Annotated in this window: 18 protein-coding genes and 2 pseudogenes; 14 read left to right on the top strand and 6 right to left on the bottom strand. The window is 73.2% G+C overall.

Annotated features, from left to right (window positions below):
* Positions 1 to 12: 12 nt before the first annotated feature.
* On the top strand, positions 13 to 576 hold the full coding sequence (locus IOD16_RS15060; protein ID WP_201440567.1) for a hypothetical protein: 564 nt from the start codon (positions 13 to 15) through the stop codon (positions 574 to 576).
* A gap of 58 nt (positions 577 to 634) precedes the next feature.
* On the opposite strand, the gene IOD16_RS41475 is transcribed toward IOD16_RS15060, so the two are convergent.
* Together IOD16_RS41475 and IOD16_RS41240 are read right to left on the bottom strand one after the other, a co-directional pair.
* A complete protein-coding gene (locus IOD16_RS41475; RefSeq protein WP_442978123.1) occupies positions 635 to 955 on the bottom strand; it encodes a M20/M25/M40 family metallo-hydrolase in 321 nt (106 codons plus the stop codon).
* Positions 956 to 1,181: 226 nt separating this feature from the next.
* A pseudogene (locus tag IOD16_RS41240) lies at positions 1,182 to 1,715 on the bottom strand (M20/M25/M40 family metallo-hydrolase); the annotation flags it as partial.
* Between the two features lie 369 nt (positions 1,716 to 2,084).
* Here IOD16_RS41240 and IOD16_RS15050 point away from each other — a divergent pair.
* Together IOD16_RS15050 and IOD16_RS15045 are read left to right on the top strand one after the other, a co-directional pair.
* Positions 2,085 to 2,579 carry a SigE family RNA polymerase sigma factor gene (locus IOD16_RS15050; protein ID WP_201440566.1) on the top strand — a complete coding sequence of 165 codons (495 nt, stop codon included), beginning with the start codon at positions 2,085 to 2,087 and terminating at the stop codon, positions 2,577 to 2,579.
* On the top strand, positions 2,576 to 3,367 hold the full coding sequence (locus tag IOD16_RS15045; RefSeq protein WP_201440565.1) for a hypothetical protein: 792 nt from the start codon (positions 2,576 to 2,578) through the stop codon (positions 3,365 to 3,367). Before IOD16_RS15050 ends, IOD16_RS15045 begins: the two co-directional genes overlap by 4 nt.
* Before the next feature lie 129 nt (positions 3,368 to 3,496).
* Here IOD16_RS15045 and IOD16_RS15040 read toward each other — a convergent pair whose 3' ends face one another.
* Complete coding sequence (locus tag IOD16_RS15040) at positions 3,497 to 4,690, bottom strand: extracellular catalytic domain type 1 short-chain-length polyhydroxyalkanoate depolymerase (RefSeq protein WP_201440564.1); 1,194 nt, start codon at positions 4,688 to 4,690, stop codon at positions 3,497 to 3,499.
* 378 nt (positions 4,691 to 5,068) lie between these two features.
* Between IOD16_RS15040 and IOD16_RS41470 the strand changes: the two genes are divergently transcribed.
* Entirely contained in the window at positions 5,069 to 7,108 is a 2,040-nt protein-coding gene (locus tag IOD16_RS41470) for an endo-1,4-beta-xylanase (protein WP_442978104.1), read from the top strand.
* 62 nt (positions 7,109 to 7,170) lie between these two features.
* On the opposite strand, the pseudogene IOD16_RS15025 reads toward IOD16_RS41470, so the two are convergent.
* Positions 7,171 to 7,745: pseudogene (locus tag IOD16_RS15025) on the bottom strand (helix-turn-helix domain-containing protein).
* 460 nt (positions 7,746 to 8,205) lie between these two features.
* On the opposite strand from IOD16_RS15025, the gene IOD16_RS15020 reads away from it, so the two are divergent.
* Both IOD16_RS15020 and IOD16_RS15015 read left to right on the top strand, forming a co-directional pair.
* Positions 8,206 to 8,625 (top strand): YciI family protein, encoded by a 420-nt coding sequence (locus IOD16_RS15020; protein WP_201440563.1) that lies wholly within the window; start codon positions 8,206 to 8,208, stop codon positions 8,623 to 8,625.
* Positions 8,622 to 9,920 (top strand): RNA polymerase sigma factor, encoded by a 1,299-nt coding sequence (locus IOD16_RS15015; protein ID WP_201441374.1) that lies wholly within the window; start codon positions 8,622 to 8,624, stop codon positions 9,918 to 9,920. The genes IOD16_RS15020 and IOD16_RS15015 overlap by 4 nt, the downstream gene beginning before the upstream one ends.
* Here the strand turns inward: IOD16_RS15015 and IOD16_RS40975 are convergent.
* A complete protein-coding gene (locus IOD16_RS40975) occupies positions 9,904 to 11,676 on the bottom strand; it encodes a serine/threonine-protein kinase (protein ID WP_201440562.1) in 1,773 nt (590 codons plus the stop codon). The two genes, IOD16_RS15015 and IOD16_RS40975, sit on opposite strands and share 17 nt — an antisense overlap.
* Positions 11,677 to 11,778: 102 nt before the next feature.
* The gene (locus IOD16_RS15005; protein WP_201440561.1) at positions 11,779 to 12,915 is read right to left on the bottom strand and encodes a serine/threonine-protein kinase; all 1,137 of its coding nucleotides are present in this window, start codon (positions 12,913 to 12,915) and stop codon (positions 11,779 to 11,781) included.
* Between the two features lie 254 nt (positions 12,916 to 13,169).
* On the opposite strand from IOD16_RS15005, the gene IOD16_RS15000 reads away from it, so the two are divergent.
* The 8 genes from IOD16_RS15000 (at position 13,170) to IOD16_RS14965 (ending at position 21,855) form a co-directional block, all read left to right on the top strand.
* Complete coding sequence (locus IOD16_RS15000; RefSeq protein WP_201440560.1) at positions 13,170 to 14,063, top strand: trypsin-like serine peptidase; 894 nt, start codon at positions 13,170 to 13,172, stop codon at positions 14,061 to 14,063.
* A gap of 70 nt (positions 14,064 to 14,133) precedes the next feature.
* Entirely contained in the window at positions 14,134 to 14,760 is a 627-nt protein-coding gene (locus IOD16_RS14995; protein WP_236594992.1) for a hypothetical protein, read from the top strand.
* Positions 14,761 to 14,950: 190 nt separating this feature from the next.
* Positions 14,951 to 16,210 carry a carotenoid oxygenase family protein gene (locus IOD16_RS14990; protein WP_201440558.1) on the top strand — a complete coding sequence of 420 codons (1,260 nt, stop codon included), beginning with the start codon at positions 14,951 to 14,953 and terminating at the stop codon, positions 16,208 to 16,210.
* Between the two features lie 19 nt (positions 16,211 to 16,229).
* Entirely contained in the window at positions 16,230 to 17,114 is an 885-nt protein-coding gene (locus IOD16_RS14985) for a TetR/AcrR family transcriptional regulator C-terminal domain-containing protein (RefSeq protein ID WP_201440557.1), read from the top strand.
* A gap of 58 nt (positions 17,115 to 17,172) precedes the next feature.
* Positions 17,173 to 17,919, top strand: a complete 747-nt coding sequence (locus IOD16_RS14980; protein WP_201440556.1) for an IclR family transcriptional regulator — start codon at positions 17,173 to 17,175, stop codon at positions 17,917 to 17,919.
* 92 nt (positions 17,920 to 18,011) lie between these two features.
* Entirely contained in the window at positions 18,012 to 19,031 is a 1,020-nt protein-coding gene (locus tag IOD16_RS14975) for an Ldh family oxidoreductase (protein WP_201440555.1), read from the top strand.
* Positions 19,028 to 20,506 carry an MFS transporter gene (locus IOD16_RS14970; protein ID WP_201440554.1) on the top strand — a complete coding sequence of 493 codons (1,479 nt, stop codon included), beginning with the start codon at positions 19,028 to 19,030 and terminating at the stop codon, positions 20,504 to 20,506. The genes IOD16_RS14975 and IOD16_RS14970 overlap by 4 nt, the downstream gene beginning before the upstream one ends.
* A complete protein-coding gene (locus tag IOD16_RS14965; RefSeq protein ID WP_201440553.1) occupies positions 20,503 to 21,855 on the top strand; it encodes a mannitol dehydrogenase family protein in 1,353 nt (450 codons plus the stop codon). The genes IOD16_RS14970 and IOD16_RS14965 overlap by 4 nt, the downstream gene beginning before the upstream one ends.
* Positions 21,856 to 21,874: the final 19 nt, after the last annotated feature.

The raw sequence follows: 21,874 nt of genomic DNA, 5'->3' as shown, positions 1-21,874 counted from the left end.
GAAGGGGGTTCGATGGTCGGACGCACGTCGTGGTGGTGGTCGCCGTGGTGGACCGTGATCGCCTCTCCGGTGCCGGTGGCGCTGCTGTTCTGGGCGGTCATCCCACCCGGCGGCTCCTTCGGGGCGTTGGTGGGGGCGGGTCTGTCCGCGCTCGCGGTGGGCGCGGCGTGGCTGACGGTGGCCGGCGTCGCGGTGGTCGTGCTGCCCCGGCCACGACTGCGGCACGCCGTGCGGCTGTGGCCGTTCCTGCTGGTGCCGGCACTGCTGGCGGCGGCGCTGGTGGTGGCCGGCACCGGCGTGGTGCCGCGCGCCGCGTTCGACGCGCACCGGTCGGGGTTCGAAGCGCTGGTCGCGGAGGCCGCGCCGGGCGGGCGGATCGAGGGCCGCCGGGTCGGGTTGTTCACCGTGGACGTCACGGGGGAAGGGCTTGACGGCTGCACGATGCTCACCTCGGTGGACTACCACTCCGCGGGCTGGGCCCACTGCCCCGACCACGTGCCGGTGAACGCCGAGGGGGACGGTTACCGGTACGACCCGATCGAAGGTCCCTGGTACAGGTTCAGGTTCGAATGGTGATCGCCCGGCCCGGACGGAGCCGGGCGCGGGTCGTGGCCGGCTCGCGTCCGGCGCGGGCTCAGCCCGGTGGCGCCAGGGCGGCGAGCGCGGCGTGGACCATGGTCCGCACGCCGACCGCCAGGGCGCGTTCGTCCGCGTGGAAGCTCGGCTGGTGCAGGTCGCCCTGCGGCCCCTCGCCCGGCCAGGTCCCCAGCCGCGCGTACGAGCCGGGCACGTGGTCCAGGTACCAGCCGAAGTCCTCGCCGCCGGTGGACTGGGTGGTCGAGGTGACCGCCTGCGGCCCGGGCGCGGCGGTGATCGCCCGCTGGAGCATCGCGGTGCTCTCCGCGTCGTTGTCCACCACGGGCACGGCGCGGACGTGGTCGAGCTCGAACCGCACGCCCGCCGGCCGCACCGGCGAGCCGACGATCTCCTCGACCAACGCGGGCAGGCGCTCGTCGACCGCCGGGTCGCCGGTGCGCAGCGTGCCGCGCAGCAGGCCTTCGCGCGGCGTGCCGCGAGGTGTCTCCGGCGCGTCCACCAGGCCCCACGCCGGCACCGTCCCGGACCGGGGGTCGACGCGGCGCGCCGGCAGCGCGGGCAGCCCGGTCGCCACCACGCCGAGCGCGTGCACCACGTCGCAGTCCAGTTCGTTGCGCCGGTCCACCCCCGCACGCGCCGACCCGCAGGTCGAGCATGTCGCACGCCGACGTGACCGGGCCGACCCTGATGCCGACCCGCCCGACCGGCACCTTCGGGTCGCAGTGCAGGCCGAAGATCCGCTCGACGCCCTCGACCCCGCCCGCCTCGATCACGTCGTGCAACCCGCCCGGCTCCTCCTCCGCCGGCTGGAACAGCAGCCGCACCCGGCCCGGCAGCACGGGCGCGGACGCCAACGCCGCCGCCGCCGCGCCGAGCAGGATCGCGGTGTGCACGTCGTGGCCGCACGCGTGCGAGACGCCCGGCACGGTCGACGCCCACGACTCGCCGGAGGTCTCCGCCACGGCCGGCGCGTCGATGTCGGCGCGCAGGGCGACGCAGCGGGGCCCGGTGCCGACCTCGCAGATCACGCCGGTGTCGATCGGCAGCACGCGGGGCCGGAGGCCGGACGAGCGCAGGATCGCCACGATCGTCGCCGTGGTGCGGAACTCCCTGCGCATCAGCTCCGGGTTCGCGTGCAGCGTGCGCCGCCACGACATCACCGTCGCCAGGTTCGCGTCGAGCCACTCGTCCAACCACCGCGGGCCCCGGCCGGCGCCGAGGTCCGCGGCGGGCGTGGGCGGCGCGATCAGGCCGAACGGGACGACGGCCGGGGAAGCGCAGGACGTCGGCCGCGGTCGCTCGCAACAGCAGTCGTGGTGGCTCGCCGTTCGTGCCAGGGCGTCACGCCGCCTCCCCGCACTGCCGAGACATCACGAGAAGTGATCTTGTCGCGCCGGGGAGTTCTTCGCCGCGGCGTGCAACGGATCGGCGCCGTGCCCCGTTGAGGGGCGTGATCACAAGCCAAGTGGCCGATCGGGAGAGAGCCGATGGAGTTCGGTGAGTACGTGGTCGGGCGGCGTCCGGCGCTGATGCGGTTCGCCACGGTGCTGACCTGTCAGACCTGGCTGGCCGAGGACATCGTCAGCGACGTGCTCGGCCGTGCCTTCGAGCGGTGGGACCGGATCTCGGTGATGGCCGAGCCGCACGCCTACGTGCGGCGGATGGTCGTCAACGAGTACCTGTCCTGGCGACGGCGGCTGGCCCGCACCTCGCCGAGGGCCGAGGTCCACCCGGACGTGCCGGTCGGCGACGGCGCCGACGACCGGGCGCAGCGGGACGCGATGATCCGCAGGCTGGCCCGCCTGCCCCGGCGGCAGCGGGCGGCGGTGGTGCTGCGCTACTACGCCGGCCTGCCCGACGCCGAGATCGCCGTCGAGCTGGGCTGCCGGGTGACGACGGTGCGCAGCCAGATCTCCCGGGCGCTCGCGACCCTCCGCCTCGACCTGACCGCCGACCCCCACGCCTACCAGGAGACGAGATGACCGACCTGCGCGCGCTCCACGACGCCTTCGAGGAGCTGGAACGACGGGCCGACGCCGCGACCGCCCGCATGGCGCTCGACACCTCGCCGCGCACGCGGGCCACCGCGTCCCGGTCGGGCGTCCGGTTCGCGCCGGTCGCCCTCGCGGCGGCCGTGGTGGCCGGTGTGGCGACCGGGGCGGTGCTGCTCGTGCCCGACAACGGCCCCGTGACGCAGGTCGCCCAGCCCAGCACGTCCTCGACCGCGCAGCCCGTCACCACCACGTCCGCGCCGCCTCCCGCCCACGAGACGCCGGAGGTGCTGGCCGAGCGGTTCCGGGCCGTGCTCGGCGACCTGGCGACGTTCGTGGTGACCGAGACCGGGCCCGGCGCGTCGAGGTGGACCCTGCCCGACGGCCCGCCCACGGGTGCATCGAGCACCCTCACGCCCAAGCCGACCACGCAGATCGGTTCGTCGATCGGCGGCACGCTCACCGCGGCCGGCGTGACCGGCGGCTTCGACCTGCTGATGTACCCGGGCACCGCGGGCGAGAAGGCCCAGTGCGGACCGGACGAGCCCGGCTGCACCTTGCGCGAGCTGCCCGACGGCTCGGCGCTGGCCACCAGCCAGTTCGCGTTGGAGGGCTCGGGCCTGACCAACGAGGTCAAGCTCACCCGCCCCGACGGTCTCGTGTTCATCATGCACGTCAGCAACCGGCAGTCGCCGAAGGGCCTTGGCCCCCTGCTCGGCGGGCACCCGCCGCTGACCGTCGAGCAGTTGGTGCAGATCGCCACCTCCGACCGCTGGTGACGGCGGCCATCCGGGATCGAGCACCGCGATCGGGGACCCGTGCCGCGGTCCCCGATCGCGGTCGGCCGCAGGCTCGGCGAGCGCGTCCTCCGGCACCGCGAACCCGTGGCCCTCCTCGACGTACCGGACTCAGATCGCGGAGCAGTCGGCCTTGTCGGTCCAGTCCGCGTCGCACCGGTAGAGCGCGAAGGGCGTGGTGTAGCCGTACCGGGCGCCCAGGGTGGTGTACTCGCCGACGTCGATCCGCTGTGCCACGTAGTGGTCCGTCGCGGTGGCGGTGATCGCTTCGGTGTACGGCGGGCGGACGGTGGTGGTGGTGGGGTTGGTCGGACCGGTGCCGCCGCCGTCGATGCCCCAGAAGCGCGCCAGGTGGTACGCGGCGCACACGTTGACGTCGAGCATGTACGCGGCGGTGCCGCCGCACTGGGTGGCGCCGGCGCCGGGGTCGACGGGCTGGCCGTGGTTCATGCCCGTGATCGAGTAGTACTCGACCGTGCCGCCGTAGACCCGGTGCGGGTAGCCGGCCACGGTGTCGCTCACGTCCGGGGTCTGGTCGGTGCCGTTGACGTCGGTCCACTGCTCGACCAGCTCCGTGCCGTTGAGCGGTCGCACGGTGGTGTCCGCGGCGCCGTGCCAGATGGACACCTTCGGTCGCGGACCGGAGTGGGCGTACGCCGCGCGGACCTTGTCGCCCCACTGCGCGGGGGTGAGGTTCGTGCCGGGGCTCATGCAGCTGTACGCCGTCAGCACCGAGGTGGCGCACTGGTAGGGCAGTCCGGCCACGATGCCGCCGCCGGCGAACACGTCCGGGTAGGTGGCGAGCATGACCGCGGTCATCGCGCCGCCCCCGGACAACCCGCTGACGTACGCCGACGTGGCGCCGTTGTCCTGCTTGGCCTTGTCCACCATCTGCTTGATCGACAGCGCCTCGCCCGAACCCCGGCGGGTGTCGCCCGGCTCGAACCAGTTGAAGCAGGAGTTGGCGTTGTTCTGCGACTTCTGCTGCGGCGCCACGACGGTGAACTTCCAGCGGTCGGCCAGCTGCGTCCAGCCGGTGGCCGTGCCGTAGCCCGTGGCGTTCTGCGTGCAGCCGTGCAGGGCGACGACGACCGGGCGGCCCGCGGGCAGCCCGGCGGGCACGTAGCGGAACATCTGCAGGTTTCCCGGGTTCGTCCCGAAACCCGTGACCTCCTGCAGGGTCGCGGCGGCGGCGGGTCGTGGCGAGGAGACTAGGGAGACCGCGGTGGCCAGCACCACGGCCACCACCGCGACGAGGGCCGCGGCGGGACCGCGAACGGCCGGGACAGGGCGACGATCCGACATGGCGCATCCTCCACGTTGAGTGATGGCGGTCACGGGCGATGTCCCGACGCTAGGAGCCCCGTCGACCGTTCGTCGCTGGTGGGCCGCGCCACTCTTCGCCCCACGCCGGTGTGGCGCGACCACACCGGGCGCGTTTCGCCCACTCTCCCGACACCACACGGCCGAACGGCCCTACCGGTGCCGGGACCGATACTTTCGTAAGCCGCAGAAGCTAGTGGCGTCAGCCTTTCTTCCAGCTCTACCTGCACTCTTGCGTCTCTATAGGTGGATCTCACTTCTTGACTCGGACGATCATTCGCTTTAGTTTTCGAAAGCGTCACCCAGTGGTATCGCAACTTTCGGTCCGATACCGGTCCGGTCGACCCCTTGGAGGAAGTGATGTCCAGAACTGCTGTCACCGCTGCCGGCAGGCCGGTGGCACGAGGAGGGTCGCGACGCGTCGCGGCCCTGGCCGGTGCGGTCGGGCTGATCGGCGCGTTGGCCGTCGTCCTGCCGAGCGTGGCCAGCGCCGGCACCACGTTGGGCGCGTCCGCCGCGGAGAGCGGCCGGTACTTCGGCACCGCGGTCGCGGCCAACAAGCTGGGTGACTCGACGTACGTCGGGATCCTCAACCGTGAGTTCAACATGGTCACGGCTGAGAACGAGATGAAGATGGACGCCACGGAGCCGAACCAGAACCAGTTCAGCTACGGCAACGGCGACCGGATCGTCAACCACGCCCGTGCCCAGGGCATGCGGGTGCGCGGTCACGCGTTGGCGTGGCACTCGCAGCAGCCGGGCTGGATGCAGAACATGTCCGGCACCGCGCTGCGCAACGCGATGCTCAACCACGTCACCCAGGTCGCCACCTACTACCGCGGCAAGATCTACGCCTGGGACGTGGTGAACGAGGCGTTCGCCGACGGTTCCGGCGGCGGCCGACGCGACTCCAACCTGCAGCGCACCGGCAACGACTGGATCGAAGCCGCCTTCCGCGCCGCCCGAGCCGCCGACCCGAACGCCAAGCTCTGCTACAACGACTACAACACCGACAACTGGTCACACGCCAAGACCCAGGGCGTCTACCGCATGGTCCAGGACTTCAAGTCCCGCGGCGTCCCCATCGACTGCGTCGGCTTCCAGGCCCACTTCAACAGCGGCAACCCCGTCCCCTCCAACTACCACACCACCCTGCAGAACTTCGCCGCCCTCGGCGTCGACGTCCAGATCACCGAACTCGACATCGAAGGCTCCGGCAGCAGCCAGGCCCAGCAATACCAAGGCGTCGTCCAAGCCTGCCTCGCCGTCACCCGCTGCACCGGCATCACCGTCTGGGGCATCCGCGACAGCGACTCCTGGCGCGCCTCCGGCACCCCCCTGCTCTTCGACGGCTCCGGCAACAAGAAAGCCGCCTACACCTCCGTCCTCAACACCCTCAACGCAGCCGGGACGACCGGGCCGACCACCACGACCACGACGCCGCCGAACAACGCCAACTGCGCCAACGGTTACGTCGCCCTGACCTACGACGACGGGCCCAAGGCGGCCACCACCACCGCGCTGCTCAACGCGCTGCGGTCGGCCGGGCTGCGGGCCACGTTCTTCAACCAGGGCAACAACGTCCAGTCCAACCAGGCCCTCGCCCGCAGCCAGCGCGACGCCGGCATGTGGGTGGAGAACCACAGCTGGTCCCACCCGCACATGACGCAGCTCAGCCAGGCGCAGATGACGTCGGAGATCTCCCAGACGCAGCAGGTGATCCAGTCGGCGACGGGTGTCGCGCCGAAGCTGTTCCGCCCGCCGTACGGCGAGACCAACAGCACCCTCAAGGCGGTCGAGGCCCAGTTCGGCCTGACCGAGGTGCTGTGGAGCGTCGACTCGCAGGACTGGAACAACGCCAGCACCGCCCAGATCGTGCAGGCCGCGTCCACGCTGCAGAACGGCGGTGTGATCCTGATGCACGACGGCTACCAGACGACGATCAACGCCGTCCCGCAGATCGCGTCGAACCTGGCGAGCCGCGGCCTGTGCGCCGGCATGATCTCGCCCTCGACCGGTCGGGCCGTCGCGCCGACGGACACCCCGCCCGGCACCACCACCACGCCGACCACCACCACCACGCCCCAGCCGGGCGACGGCTCCTGCACCGCGACCTACCGCACGAGCCAGCAGTGGGGTGACCGCTTCAACGGCGAGGTGACGATCCGGGCCGGTTCCTCGGCGATCACCAGCTGGACCGCCACCGTCACCGTCACCTCCCCGCAGAAGGTCTCGGCCACCTGGAGCGGCACGCCCAGCTGGGACTCCAGCGGCAACGTGATGACCATGAAGCCCAACGGCAACGGCAACCTCGCCGCGGGCGCGAGCACCACGTTCGGCTTCACCGTGATGACGAACGGCCAGTGGGCCGCGCCGACGGTCAGCTGCCGGACCCCGTGACGCTCGCCGGTGTGCCCCTCACAGCGAGGTGGGGGGCACACCGGCGTGCTTCCTCCGAGGAGTCAGGTCCGGGCCTTCACGTGGGCGCGTTCGCCTTGCGGGCCGAACAGGATCAGCACCTCGACGGTGCCGGGGTCGGCGGTGCCGAGCCAGTGCGGGACCCGGGTGTCGAACTCGGCCGCTTCGCCGGGCGTGAGCACGATGTCCTGCTCCCCAGCACGAGTCGCAGCCGTCCGTCGAGGACGTAGAGCCACTCGTGGCCCTCGTGGGTCTTCGGCTCGGGCACGGCGTCGTGCAGGGCGCCCGGGATGATCATCTTGAACGCCTGCGTGCCGCCCGGTCGGCGGCTCAACGCCAGGAACGTCATGCCGTGCCGGCGGACCGGTCGGAAGTGGACGCGCGGATCGCCGGTGGGCGGTGCGCCGACCAGCTCGTCGAGCGGCACGCCGTGCGCCCGCGCCAGCGGCAGCAGCAGCTCCAGGTTCGGCCGCCGCCGGCCGCTCTCCAGCCGTGACAGGGTGCTCGCCGAGATGCCGGTGGCCTCGGCCAGGTCGGCGAGGGTGACACCGCGGGCCCGGCGCAGCGCCCGCAGCCTCGGCCCCACGGCGGTCAGCACGCGGTCCAGGTCGTCGTCCATCCCCGCAGCTTGCCAAACCGGCAAGATTGTTTGCCACTCCGGCGACCCGCGACCCGAGGTCGGTCCAGTCGTCGTCGGCGCGTTGCCCGGGATCGGGGCCGAGGTCGGCTTCTCCCCCACCGGGCCCACCTGGGTGATCACCGCCTACGCCCTGGTCTTCGGCGGCCCGGTGCTGCTCGCCCGCGTGCGGCGAGGAGCGGGTGCGGCACTGGCCGCTCGCCTCGTTCGCGCTCGCCGGCTCCGCGCTCATGGCGGTCGTGGTGGTGTTCCCGCTGGTCACGCTGGTCCTGTTCGCCACGTGGGCGCGTCGCGCGAGCGCGTGGATCGGTGGCCGAAGTAGGCTGCCCGCGCTCTCTCGGAAAAAAGTTCGGCGGGTGTGTCGATCCACGGCGGCGCCCGTTCGACCTCAGGGGGACGGGGCCCGGGAGAGGGCCCGTGCGACGGCCAGGGAGACGGAACCATGAAGTACATGCTGATCATGCGCGCGACCGACGAGGCCTACGCCCGGATGGGCGCGTTCGACTTCGACGAGATCTTGGAGACGATGGGCAAGTTCAACGACGAGCTGATCCGGGCGGGCGTGCTCGTCGCCGCGGAAGGGCTCGCCGAGGCCGAAGAGGGCGTGGTGGTCGACTACTCGTCAGAGCCGCCCGTGGTCACCGACGGCCCGTACGGCGAGACGAAGGAGCTGTTCAACGGCTTCTACATCCTCAACGTGGCGTCGAAGGAGGAGGCCGTCGAGTGGGCCAAGCGGTCCCCGGTCTCCGGGGCGGGCTTCAAGACCGAGATCCGCCGGGTCACCTCGATCGACGAGTTCCCGCAGGACAACGAGTGGATCAAGAAGGAGCGGGCGTGGCGGGAAGCCACCGGTCAGCTCTGAGCGCGTCGACGGCCGGCGATCCGACGGGTCGCGCGGCCGTCGCCGCCGTCTGGCGGATCGAGTCGGCGCGGATCGTCGGCGCGCTCGCGCGCTACACCGGCGATTTCGCGCTGGCCGAGGACCTCGCCCAAGAGGCGCTGGCCGAGGCGCTCGTGACGTGGCCGCGTGACGGCGTGCCGGACAACCCGGCGGGGTGGTTGCTCACCGTCGGCAGGCGGCGCGCGATCGACGCGTTCCGCCGCCGGTCCGCCCTCGACGCCAAGTACGCCACCCTCGCGCACGGCCTCGGCGAGGGTGGCGCGACGTCGGGCGGCGGCCCCGCCGAGGCCGACGACGTGCCGTGGGACCCGGACCAGATCGACGACGACGTGCTGGCGCTGATGTTCATCTCGTGCCACCCCGTGCTGTCGCGGGAGGCTCGGGTGGCGTTGACGTTGCGCGTGGTCGGCGGGCTGACCAGCGACGAGATCGCGAAGGCGTGCCTCGTGCCGACCGCGACCGCGCAGGCCAGGATCACCAGGGCGAAGAAGACCCTCGGTGCGGCCGGCGTGCCGTTCGAGGTGCCGACGGCCGAGGAGCGGGCCGCGCGGCTCAACTCGGTGCTCAACGTGATCTACCTGATCTTCACCGAGGGCTCCACGGCCAGCTCCGGCGACGACCTGATCCGGTTCGACCTCGCGGGCGAGGCGCAGCGGCTCGCCCGCGTGCTGAGCCGGTTGGTGCCCGACCAGCCCGAGGTGTTCGGCCTGCTGGCGTTGCTGGAGCTGACGGCGGCCCGCTTCCCCGCCCGCACCCGGCCGGACGGCGAGCCCGTGCTGCTGGACCAGCAGGACCGCCGACGCTGGGACCGGGCCGCGATCCGGCGCGGGCGGGCCGCGCTGGCCCGTGCCGAGAAGGTCGGCCGGGGCTTCGGCGCTTACGGCCTGCAAGCGGCCATCGCCGAGTGCCACACCGTCGCGCCCTCGGTGGAGAAGACGAACTGGGAGCGGATCGTGCTGCTGTACGAGGCGCTCGGCCGGCTGGCGCCGTCACCGGTGGTGGACCTGAACCGGGCGGTGGCGGTGTCCATGGCCGGCGGACCGGCCGCGGCGCTGCCGATCGTGGACGGGTTGGCGGACTCGGACGCGCTGGCGAACTCCTACCTGCTGCCCAGCGTGCGGGGTGAGCTGCTCAGCAGGCTGGGGCGCGCGGACGAGGCGCGGGTCGAGCTGGCGCGGGCCGTGGAGTTGTGCGGCAACGAGCGGGAGCGGGCGGTCTTGGAGCGCAAGCTCGACGACCTCACGACATCTGGGTGAGGATCATCGAGTTCCACCAGTAGCCGAGCTGGTCGAGCGAGTCCGGGTCGAGCGCCGTCGAGGACCGCAGCTGGCCGGTGACCGAGGTCCGGGTGTCGACCCACCACACCTGGCCGACGCCGTCGGCCACGAAGCAGGTCGTGTACTCGCCGGGCACGGGACCGCTCTCGGACCGGTAGTACAGGGCGTAGTGCACGGGCTGGGTGAGGGGGCGGCAACCGCCCTGGCTGTCGTCGCGCGGGATGCCGTTGGCGTCCACCACGGCCTTGAAGTGGGCGTCCTGCGCGGCGCGGTCGGTGAACAGGTGGAACACCGCCTGGTCCGGTGGCGGGAAGCGGAAGTGCACCGAGTTCGCCTTGGTGCAGGTGACGGTCGCCGCGACTCCCCCGCTCGACGGGGTGGGCGCGCACGTCGGGTTGTCCCGGTAGGCGGAGGGGAGCCGGCCCAGCAGGGCGACCGCCTGGTGGTCGGCGGTGGTGGACGTGGTGGACGTGGTCCGGGTGGCGGACGACGTCGGTGTGCCCGCCTTGGACGTGGTGGGCAGCGTGGTGGACGTCGTGGTCACGGTGGCGGAACCCGCGAGCCGGCCACCGCCGGTCCAGTCCCGGGACCAGGCCACGACCGCCGCCACGAGCACCAGCGCCACCGCGCCGGCGACGATCGGGGCGACCGGCACCTTGCGCCCAGTCGGCCGCTGGACCGGGACCACCACCGGGGAAGAGCTGGGCGGCACCGCGCCGCGAGGCGGTGCGGTGAGCGGCACGCGGTTGCCCTGGGCCGGGGTCCGGGGCGGTGACGCGGCTCGGGCGGGCGATGCGGGCGGCGACGCCGGGCCGGCAGCGAAGGGCACCCGCGTGACCCGGTTGGCGGCGGGTGGCCCGAGCACGGGGCCGGCGGCGGGTGGCACGGGTGTGACCCGGCCGGCGGTGGGTGCCCCGGCCGGGGTGGTGAGGGCTTCGGCGGCGGCCGCTGCCAGCGCGCCCGCGGTCGGGTAGCGGTCGGCCGGGTCCTTGGCCATGCCGCGCCGGATCACGTCGTCCAGCGCGCGGGGCACGGCCGGGTTGGTGGCCGAGGCGGCGGGCGGCGGTTGTTGCAGGTGGGCCCAGAGCAGGGCGGCGGCGCTGTCGACCTCGAACGGCCGGTTGCCGGTGACGCACGCGTGCAGCACGCAGGCCAGCGCGTAGACGTCCGCGCGCCCGTCCACCTGTCCGTCGCCGAACCGCTCGGGCGCCAGGTAGTCCAGGGTCCCGATCACCGCGCCGGACGCGGTCAGGTGCGTGCCGGCCGGCAGGACGCTGCGGGCGATGCCGAAGTCGACCAGGTACACGAAGTCGTCCGGCGTGACGAGGATGTTCGACGGCTTGACGTCGCGGTGCACCAGGCCGTCCGCGTGCGCGGCGTCGAGCGCGCCCGCGACCTGGGCGACCAGCCGCACGGACCGCGCGGGGTCGAGCGGGCCGTCCGCGACGAGTTCCGCCAGGTCACGACCCTCCACCAGGCGCATGTCCAGGTAGAGCCGGCCGTCGATCTCGCCGTAGGCGTGGATCGGGATGACGTGCGGCTCGCGCAGCCGGGCCGCGATCCGCGACTCCCGCCGGAACCGGGCGCGGAAGTCCTCGTCGTCGTTGTGCACGGCGGAGAGCCGCTTCAACGCCACCACGCGGTCGTGCGCGGTGTCGTGGGCCCGGTGCACCTCGCCCATGCCGCCGCGCCCCAACAGCTCGCCGACCCGATAAGGCCCGAACTCCTCCGCCATGACTCCCCCGGGTCCGCCACGCCGCCACTGCAGGACCGACGCGGATCAACGCCGAAGGGTTCCACGAACGTGCTCGGACCTGGTTCCGCGGGGTACGCGGGCTCAGGGCTTGCCCTTGCCGGCCTTGCCGGCCGGCTTTCCCTTCCCGTCCTTCACCTGACCGGGCGCGACGGGTCTCGCCTGCGGACCGGCGGGCTGCTCACCGGCGACCGGCCGCTCCTCGACGACCGGTTGCTCGACGACAGGCTGCCCGGCGGCCGGCGTCGTCGTGCCCAGGTCGACCACCGGCTGGTTCGTCGTCGTCGTGCCGGTGTCCTGGACGACCGCTCGCGCCGGGGACTCCACGGGCGCGGACGTGGCCGGGGACGAGCCGGGCGACACCGCCCAGGCGATGCCGAGCGCGCCGACCAGCCCGGCCGCCGACGCGGCGAGGGCCGTCAACTGCCGACGTGAGCGCGGCACGGCTGCCACTACGGTCGGGTCGTCGTCGGGCAGGTCCCGCAGCACGTGCGCGCAGCGGTGGGCGGTCGGTCGGCGGCGGACCGACAACGAGGTCGTCAACGACAGCAGGCGCACCAGGTCGTCGGGCAGGTCGGCGGGCACCACCGCCGGCCGGTGCAGCCGGGCCACGGCCGACTCGACGTCACCGCCCGGGTACTCGCGGCGACCGGTCAGGCACTCCAGCAGCACCAGCCCGAACGAGTACACGTCGGCGGCCGGGCCCACCTCGCTGCCGCGCACCTGCTCCGGCGCGAGGTAGGCGGCCGTGCCCACCATCTGGTTGGTGCGGGTGAACCGGGTGCTGTCGGCCAGGTGCGCCAGCCCGAAGTCGGCCAGGTAGGGCGTGCCGTCGTCGTCGAGCAGGATGTTCGACGGCTTGACGTCCCGGTGCACCACGCCCTGCTCGTGCACGTAGGCCAGCGCCTCGGCCAGCCGGGCGCCCAGGTCCCGCACCTCGGGCACCGACAGCGGCCCCTCGGCCATCCGGTCGCGCAGCGTGCGGCCCTCGACCAGCCGCAACACGACGAACGCGGTGCCGTCGCTGTGGCCGGCGTCGTACACGGAGACCAGCCCGGGGTGCGACAGCCGGGCGAGGGTCCGCGCCTCGTTGTCGAACCGCCGCGCCGCGTCGGGGTCCCCGGTGGCGTCGAACAGCTTCACCGCCACGGCCCGCCGCAGCACCGTGTCCCATCCCCGGCGCACCTCGGCCATGCCGCCGATCCCCAGCGTCCCGGCCATCTCGTACCTACCGGCCAGGAGCTCGCCACTGCGGGGAAGCGACACCACTACCACCTTCTGCAGGGGGACACAGGACACCATCAGGTGCCCCGTCCCCGCGGACCACAAACACACGGACTTCGCGGTCCGCGCCCGCCGCAACCCGAGGTCCGCTCCCGGTTCTCACCCGTTCGCCGGAAACGCCGGGGCGTTGCGCTGAGTAACTTTCACCTCACGGTCCCTGCCGTTGATCGACCCACGAAAGGTGGAAGATCATGAACCGTGCCGTGAAACGACTGGTCACCCTGGTGAGCGCGCTGGCCCTGTCGGCGGTCACCGTCCCGGCGGCGCAGTCCGCCGCCGCGCCCGGCGACTACTGGACGCCGGAACGGATGCGCTCCGCCGTCCCGCTCGACCTCCGCACCACGACCCCCTCCGCCCTGCGCTCCACCGTCCCGACCGGCGAGCCCGCCACCGTCGCACCGCTGGCCTTCCCCAACGGCGGCAGCGCGTGGACCGGCGGCGGCGCCGTCGTGCGGACCGCGGGCCGGGTGTTCTTCACCTACCAGGGCCGCAACGCCTCGTGCAGCGGCAACGCCGTCACCAGCGCGAACAAGAGCACGGTCGTCACGGCCGGGCACTGCGTGAAGCTGGACGGCGCCTACCACACCAACGTCGCGTTCGTCCCGGCCTACGACAACGGGAACGCCCCGTACGGCACGTGGGCCGCACGGGCCACCTTCGCCACGCCCCAGTGGCACGCGAGCGAGGACATCAACTACGACATCGGCGCCATCGTCGTCGGGCAGCTGAACGGGCAGTCCCTCACCGACGTCGTCGGCGCTCAGGGCATCGCGTTCAACCTGCCGCGCGCCGACAACACCTACGCCTTCGGCTACCCCGCCGCCGCGCCGTACGACGGCACGAAGCTCGTCTACTGCAGCGGCCGGACGTTCAACGCCTTCATCAGCGACGGCATCGGCATGACCTGCAACATGACCGGTGGCGCGAGCGGTGGCCCCTGGTTCCGCGCGTTCTCCGAGGCGACCGGGACCGGGACGGTCAACTCGGTGAACAGCTACAAGATCAACCTGTTCCCGAACTGGATGTTCGGCCCGTACTTCGGCGCCGACGCCCAGAACCTCTACAACCAGGCGCAGGCCGCCTGACCCGGGGTCGGCGGGCCGGGCCACGCGCCCGGCCCGTCACCGGCCCCTGTGGTGATCTTCATCCGGTCGGGTGACAAACTCCGGTTTCACCGACCCCAGGGGGACGTCCATGCTCTCGCAGGCGACGAACGTGCTGCACATGCACCAGAAGGTCACCTTGATGGTGAACCGCTACGAGGTCTTCGCCGACAACGGCGGGGAGCCCGGCCCGCTCGTGGCGTTCGTCGAGCAGAAGCGGATGGCCTTCAAGGAGCAGGTGACCATCTACACCGACTCGACCAAGAGCCAGGTGCTCGCGGGTTTCCGGGCGCGCAAGGTGATCGACCTCGGCAGCGGCTACGACGTGGTCGACGGCGCCGGGCAGCCGATCGCCCTGTTCCGCAAGGACTTCGGCAAGTCGCTGACCAACTCGACCTGGCACCTCGACCAGCCGAACGCGCCGACCACCACGGGCCGCGAGCGCAACCCGGGCATCGCCATCCTGCGCCGCATCTGGGGCTTCCTGCCCCTGGTCAACAACATCCCGTTCCCGTTCCGCTACCACTTCGACTTCGCCCGCGACGGTCAGCCGGTGTTCAGCGTGGACAAGAAGACGTGGGTCCGCGACCACTACCTGATCCAGATCGCCGACCCCTACGTCGACCGCCGCGCCGTGATCGCGCAGGCCGTCGCCGTGGACGCCCTCCAGTCCCGGTAGCCCTTCCGGCAGCTCAGCACGCGTCCGGGCGGGGTGGACGCTGCCCCGCTGCCGTTCGGCCGGGAGGACGGGCCGGCCACCGGCAGCGGGGGCGGCGCGCTCCGGTCCGCTCCGGCCATTGCACTAGTGCACAGCGGGGCGATCGCCCGCACCGCCGTGAATTCGCGGATCTCCGCCATACGGTTCCGGCATGAAGTACTTGGCGGGGCCTTTCGCCCCGGTCACCGAAGAGATCACCGCGCACGACCTCCCCGTCACCGGGCGGATCCCGGTCGAGCTCGACGGCCGCTACCTGCGCAACGGGCCCAACCCGCTGGGCGTCGAAGACCCCGCCGTGCACCTGTGGGGCATGGGCCAGGGCATGGTCCACGGCGTGCGGCTGCGCGACGGCCGGGCCGAGTGGTACCGCAACCGGTTCGTGCGCACGCCGGGGTTCGCGCCCATGGTGCACGTGATCGAGCACGCCCGGCGGACGTTCGCCCTGGCGGAGGGCGGACTGCCGCCCGCCGAGCTCGACGAGGAGCTGGACACCGTCGGCGCGTGCGACCTCGGCGCGACCGCGGAGGGCTTCACGGCGGGCGCGCACTCGAAGCACGACCCGCTCACCGGTGAACTGCACTCGCTGTCGTACATGCCGGGCCGCGAGTTCGTCCAGCACATCGTGGTCGACGCCGGCGAGAGCGTCGTCCGGACCACCACCGTGCCCCTCGCCCGGACGCCCTTCATGCACGACTTCGCGCTCACCGAGAACCACGTGGTCCTGTGGGACACGCCGATCGGCTTCGACGGGTTCGAGTGCCGCTGGCTCCCGGAGCACCCGACCCGGGTCGGCGTCCTGCCGCGGGCCGGCGGCGACGTGCGCTGGCTCGACGTCGACCCGGTCCACGTCAGCCACACGCTCAACGCCTACGACGACGGCGACTCGGTCGTGGTCGACGTGGTCACGGCCGAAGGTCCGTTCGACCCGGCCGACCCCGGCGCGATCCGACCGGCGCTGGACCGCTGGACGATCACCGCCGGCCAGGTCGACCAGCGCCGCCTCGACGACCGGCCGCAGGACTTCCCGCGCGTCAACGAAGCACGCGCCACCCGCCCGCACCGGTTCGGCTACTCCGCCGCGACCGCCCTGTACGGCATCCCGTTCACGCCCGACGGCACGCCGTCCGACGACGCCTTCACCAACGCCCTCGTGAAGCACGACTTCGTCCGCGGCACGTCCGAGGTGCGCGGGTTCGGCAGGCACGAGGCGGTCGGTGAGGCGGTGTTCGCCGCCGCGGGCCCCGGCGAGGACGACGGGTACCTGCTCACCTACGTCCACAACCCCGCGCGCGGGGCGAGCGACCTCGTGATCCTCTCGGCCCAGGACTTCACCGGCGACCCCGTCGCCCGCGTGCACCTGCCGGTCCGGGTCCCGCTCGGCCTGCACGGGAACTGGCTGCCGGCCCGCTGAGCCCTGGCACGATGACACCGTGACCGACCCGCAGCCGCCGTACCTCCGGATCGTCGCCGACGTCGAGCGCCGCATCGCCGACGGCGAGCTGCGGCCCGGCGACCCGGTGCCCACGACCAGGGCGATCATGCGCGAGTGGGGCGTCGCCATGGCCACCGCGACGAAGGCGTTGGCCGCGCTCAAGCAGGCGGGCGCCATCGAGTCGACGTCCCGCGTCGGCGCCGTCGTGGCCCGGCGCAGGCTGCCGTCGCGGTCGACCGGCGGTCTCGACCACGACCGCGTCGTCCGGGTGGCCATGGGCATCGCCGACGCCGACGGCTTGGCCGCGCTGTCCGCCCGGGCGGTCGCGGCCAAGCTCGGCGTCGCCACCGTGGCCCTGCGCGAGCACCTCGACGCCGACCTCCCCCAGCTCATCGCCGACGCCGCGTTCGCGGAGATCGAGTACCCGCAGCCGCCGCCGGGCTGGCGGTCCCACCTGCGGGTCGCCGCCCGGCTCCAGTGGGCGGCTTACCAACGCCACCCCTGGCTGCCGCGGCTGGTGTCGATCGTCCGGCCGGCCACGCTGCCGGGCCTGCTCGCGTACGCCGAGTGGACGTTGCGGGCGCTCGACGACCTCGGGTTGGACCAGCGCACCCGCCTGCACGTCTACGCCGCGCTGGTCAACCACGTGCGCGGCACGGCGCTGAACATCGAGAGCGAGGCCGGCGCGGAGCTGGACACCGGGATGACCAGCAGGCAGTGGATGACGGCCCGGCTCGCCGTCGACGGCCCGCTGATCGCGCACATCGCGCGGGTCGCGGAACCAGGCGCGGACGTCGACCTCGAGTCGTTGTTCGACTTCGGCCTCGAACGCCTCCTCGACGGCCTGACCGCGGTCCTCACGCCGCGCAAGATCCACCGCTGACCCGCCGCCGCCCCGCCGGACCGGGTCGCGGTGATCGGACCTGTCCTACATTGGGCCCATGAGTGGCGACGCACCGCTGTCCGCGGCCGAGAAGACGCTGAGCGTCCTGGAAGCGCTCGCCGACCACTCGCGCATCGCCGACATCGCCGACGCCTCCGGCCTGCCCAAACCCACCGTGCACCGCATCCTGCAGACCCTCGTCCGGCGCGGTTTCGCGCGGGCCGACGGGCGCGGCGGCTACCTCGGCGGCCCGCGCATCCTCAGCCTCGCCGGCCGGTTCCTGCAACGCCTCGACGTCGCCGAGCACGTCCGGCCGACGCTGCGCGACCTCCAGGAGCGGACCGGGTGGACGGTCCACTTCGCGCTGCTGTCCGGCGACGAGGCCGTGTACGTGGCCAAGGTGGAGGGCGCGCGGCCCTACCACCTGGCCTCCCGGGTCGGCATGAGCCTGCGCCTGCACTGCACGTCCATCGGCAAGGCGATCCTGGCCTCCCTGCCCGACGACGAGGTGCGGGCGCTGGCCCGGCGCACCGGCCTGCCCGCCCGCACCCGCCGCACCATCACCGACGAACAGGCCCTGCTCGCCGAGCTGGCCGCGGTCCGCGGACGCGGTTACGCCGAGGACCACGAGGAGAACGAGGCCGGCGTTCGGGCGGTCGGCGCGGCCGTGGTCGACCACACCGGCGAGGTGGTCGGCGGGTTGTCGGCGGCGTCCCTGGTCGACCTGGCCGAGGCGCCCGCGGACCTGCCGCAGTTGGTGGTGCGCGCCGCCGCCGCGGTCTCGCACGCGCTGGGCGCTGACTGAACCGAATCACCCTGTGACCCGCTTCACAAGGTGGCCGTGCCATGTCATGGTGGTGCCATGTCGATGGAACCCCATTCCGTCAGACGGAACGCATGAAGGTCACGTCGAGCGAGCTCGGGAAGCTCGCGGTCCGCATCCTGCTCGACGCCGGGACGAACCTCGTCGACGCCAAGGCGGTCGCCGGCTCGCTGGTGGAGTCGAACCTGACCGGCCACGACTCGCACGGCGTGCGCCGGCTCGTCGACTACGTGGCCCGCATCCGCGACGGCCGGATCGACCCACGCGCCCGGCCCGACGTGGACCACCCGCGGCCCGGCACGGTCGTGGTCCGCGGCAACCGGGCGCTCGGCCGGATCGCGGCCGGCGTCGCCACCCGCGAGCTGCGCGCCCTGACCCGCACGCACGGCAGCGGGGTCGCGGTGATCCAGGACTGCAACCACGTCGGCCGGCTCGGCGAGTACGTCGGCTTCCTCGCCGAGCACGACCTGGTCGCGCTCGCGTTCGGCAACGCCGACGCCACCGTCGCGCCCTACGGCGGCCGGGAACGGCGGCTCGGCACCAACCCGCTGGCCTGGGCCGCGCCGCGGGCGGCGGACCGCCCGCCGATCGTGGTCGACTGGGCCACCTCCGGCGTGGCCGAGGGCAAGCTCGCGGTGGCCCGCGACCGCGGCGAACGCGTGTCCGAGGGGTTGGTGCTCGACCCGGACGGCCGACCGACCACCGACCCGGGCGACTTCTACGCGGGCGGGGCGCTGCTGCCGTTCGGCGGGCACAAGGGCTACGGCCTGAGCGTGCTGATCGAGGTGGTGGGTGGTCTGCTCACCGGCATGGGCATCGGCAGCCTCCCCGGGTACCGGGGCGGGTTCGGCACCGTGCTGGTGGCCGTCGACATCGGCTCGCTCACCCCCGTCGAGCGGTTCCGCGAGCAGGCGGAGCTGTTCTGCCGCGAGCTGGCCGGCACCCCGCCCGCCCAGGACAGCGGCGAGGTGCTGGTGCCGGGCGAACCGGAGGCCCGCGCCCGCCGCGCCCGGTCGCGCGACGGGATCCCGATGGCCGAGGAGACCTGGCGCGAACTGCACGGCCTGCTGAAGGCGAAGGAGGGAACGCCGTGACCGGAGCCGCCGACCACACCGCCACCGATCGCACCGCGACCGGGCACGACGCGATCGGGCAGGACGCGATCGGGCACCACGCGATCGGGCAGGACGCGGGCGAGCACGACTCGATCGGGCACGACGCGGCCGGGCACGACGTGGCCGGGCACGACGTGGCGCGCGACGACCCTGCCGGTGGCGGGCAGTTGCGCCGGGTCGTCGGCGCGTCCGTGATCGGCACCGCGTTGGAGTGGTACGACTTCTTCATCTACGGCTTCGCCGTGACGCTGGTGTTCAACGAGCTGTTCTTCGTCACCGACGACCCGGCGACCGGTGTGATCGTGGGGTTCGCGACGTTCGGCGTCGGCTTCGCGGTCCGGCCGCTGGGCGGCTTCGTGTTCGGCCACCTCGGCGACCGCATCGGCCGCCGTTCGACCCTGGTGATCACGACCCTGGTCATGGGCGTCTCGACCGGGTTGATCGGCCTGCTGCCCACCTACGACTCGATCGGCGTCGCCGCGCCGATCCTGCTGACCGTGCTGCGGATGTGCCAGGGCCTCGGCGCGGGCGCGGAGTTCGGCGGCGCGTCCACGCTGCTGGCCGAGCACGCGCCGGCGCACCGGCGCGGGTTCTTCACGTCGTTCGCCCAGACCGGCGTGCAGCTCGGCCTGCTGTCGGGCACGCTGGTGTTCCTGCTGGTCGAGACGCTGCCCCGGCAGAGCGTGCTGGACTGGGCGTGGCGCGTCCCGTTCCTGTTCAGCTTCGCGCTGATCGCGGTCGCGCTGTACGTGCGGCTGCGGGTCGCCGAGTCGCCGGTGTTCCAGCGCCTGGCCCGGCAGCGGACCGAGGTGGCGCTGCCCGTGTCCGACGCGCTGCGCCGCTACCCGCGCAACTTCCTGATCGGCATCGGCGCGCACGTCTGCGACACCGCGGTCGTCTACATCTACGCCACGTACAGCCTGGCCTACCTCACCAAGTCGTTGGCGCTGCCGCGCTGGGTCGGGCTGACCGGAGTGGTGGCGTTCGGGGTGGTCGTGATCGTGCTGCAACCCGTGTACGGCGCGTTGTCCGACCGGATCGGGCGACGACCGCTCAACCTGGTCGGCGTGGTGTTCACGGCGGCGTTCGCGTTCCCGTTCTTCCTGCTGCTCGACACGCGCGAGCCGGTGCTGATCTGGCTGGCGCTGGTGGTGGCGACGGCGTTCGGGCTGGCGCCGATGATCGCGGTGCAGCCCGCGTTCTACGCCGAGCTGTTCGGCGCGCGAGTCCGCTACACCGGCTTCGCCGCGTCCCGCGAGATCGGCGCGGCCCTGGCCGGGTTCTCGCCGCTGGTGGCCGCCGCGCTGGTCGCGCAGGCGGGCGGGCGGGGCTGGCCGGTGGCGTGGTGGATGATCGGCACGGCGGCCGTGTCGTTCGTGGCGTTCCTGCTGTCGGCGGAGGGCAAGGACGTCGACATCGCCGCCGCCGACACCTCGGGGGTGGCGCGGCGGTGACCCGGCCCCGCCTGTCGGCGGCCCGGCTGCCCGGGTGGCTGGCGGCCGACCTGCCGAGCGCGCCGACCGGCATCGTCCACATCGGACTGGGCGCGTTCCACCGGGCCCACCAGGCGGTGCTGACCCAGGAGGCGATGCGCGTGGCGCCCGGGCCGTGGGGCATCTGCGCCGTGGCGCAGCGCAACGGGCGGCTGGTCGACGCGCTGGTCGAGCAGGACCACCTGTTCACCGTGACCGAGCGCGGCGCCTCGGACGACCGGCTGCGCGTGGTCGGGAGCGTGCGCGAGGTGCTGCTGGCGTCGGAGCAGCCGGACCGGCTGGCGACGGTGCTGTCCGAACCGGACACCCGCGTGGTCACGTTGACCGTCACCGAGGCCGGCTACCGGCACGACCCGATCACCGGCCGGTTGCGCGCCGACGACCCGGACGTGGCGGCCGACCTCGCGGGCGGGCCGCCGCGCACGCCGGTCGGGCAGCTGGTCGCCGGTCTCCGCCGCCGCCGGGACCGAGGTGGCGGCGGGCTCACCGTCGTCTCCTGCGACAACCTGCCCGACAACGGCCGCCTGGTCGCGCGCCTGGTGGGCGAGTTCTGCGCCCGGCGCGGCGAGGGCGACCTCGCCGAGTGGGCCGGCGAGCACGTGCGGTTCCCGTCCAGCGTGGTGGACCAGGTCGTGCCCGCCACCACGGACGCCGACTTCGCCCGCGTGGCCGAGGTCCTCGGTCTGGCGGACCGGGCCGCGGTGGTGGGCGAACCGCACCGCCGGTGGGTGGTGGAGGACGACTTCGCCGCCGGGCGACCGGCCTGGGACGCGGTCGGCGCGGAACTGGTGCCGGACATCGCGCCGCACCAGGCGGCGAAGCTGCGGCTGGTCAACGGCACGCACTCGGCGCTGGCCCACCTCGGCCTGCTGGCCGGCTGCACGAGCACCGCCGACGCCCTGGGCCGGCCCGAGTTCGCGCGCTTCGCCGAACGGCTGATCAGCGCCGAGACCGGCCCGTCGCTGCGCCGGTTCGGCCGGTGCCCGGACGAGCGGGAGGTCGAGGCGCTGCTCACCCGGCTGGCCAACCCGCGGCTCACCCACCGGCTGGACCAGATCGCCGGCGACGCGCTGCGCAAGCTGCCCCCACGCCTGCTCGACCCGGCCGTCGACCTGCTGGCCCTGGGCGTCGAGCCGCGCCTGATCGGCGTGGCCGTCGCCGGGTTCCTGCACCAGCAGGACTTCCCGGTGCTCACCCTGCCGCTGCCGCTGCGCGGGTCACGCGTGTTCCGCGCGCTGCTGGCCGACGCGGTGCGGCGGATCGACCAGGACGGGGTGGTCGCCACGCTGCGCGGGATCGGGCGGAGCTGACGGGACCGCTGCGACGGCG

Source organism: Saccharothrix sp. 6-C (assembly GCF_016695385.1).
In the GTDB taxonomy this organism is placed as follows: Bacteria; Actinomycetota; Actinomycetes; order Mycobacteriales; family Pseudonocardiaceae; genus Actinosynnema; species Actinosynnema texasense.
The sequence above is the reverse complement of the archived record's forward strand: the minus strand, read 5'-3'. Positions and strand labels throughout refer to the sequence as shown.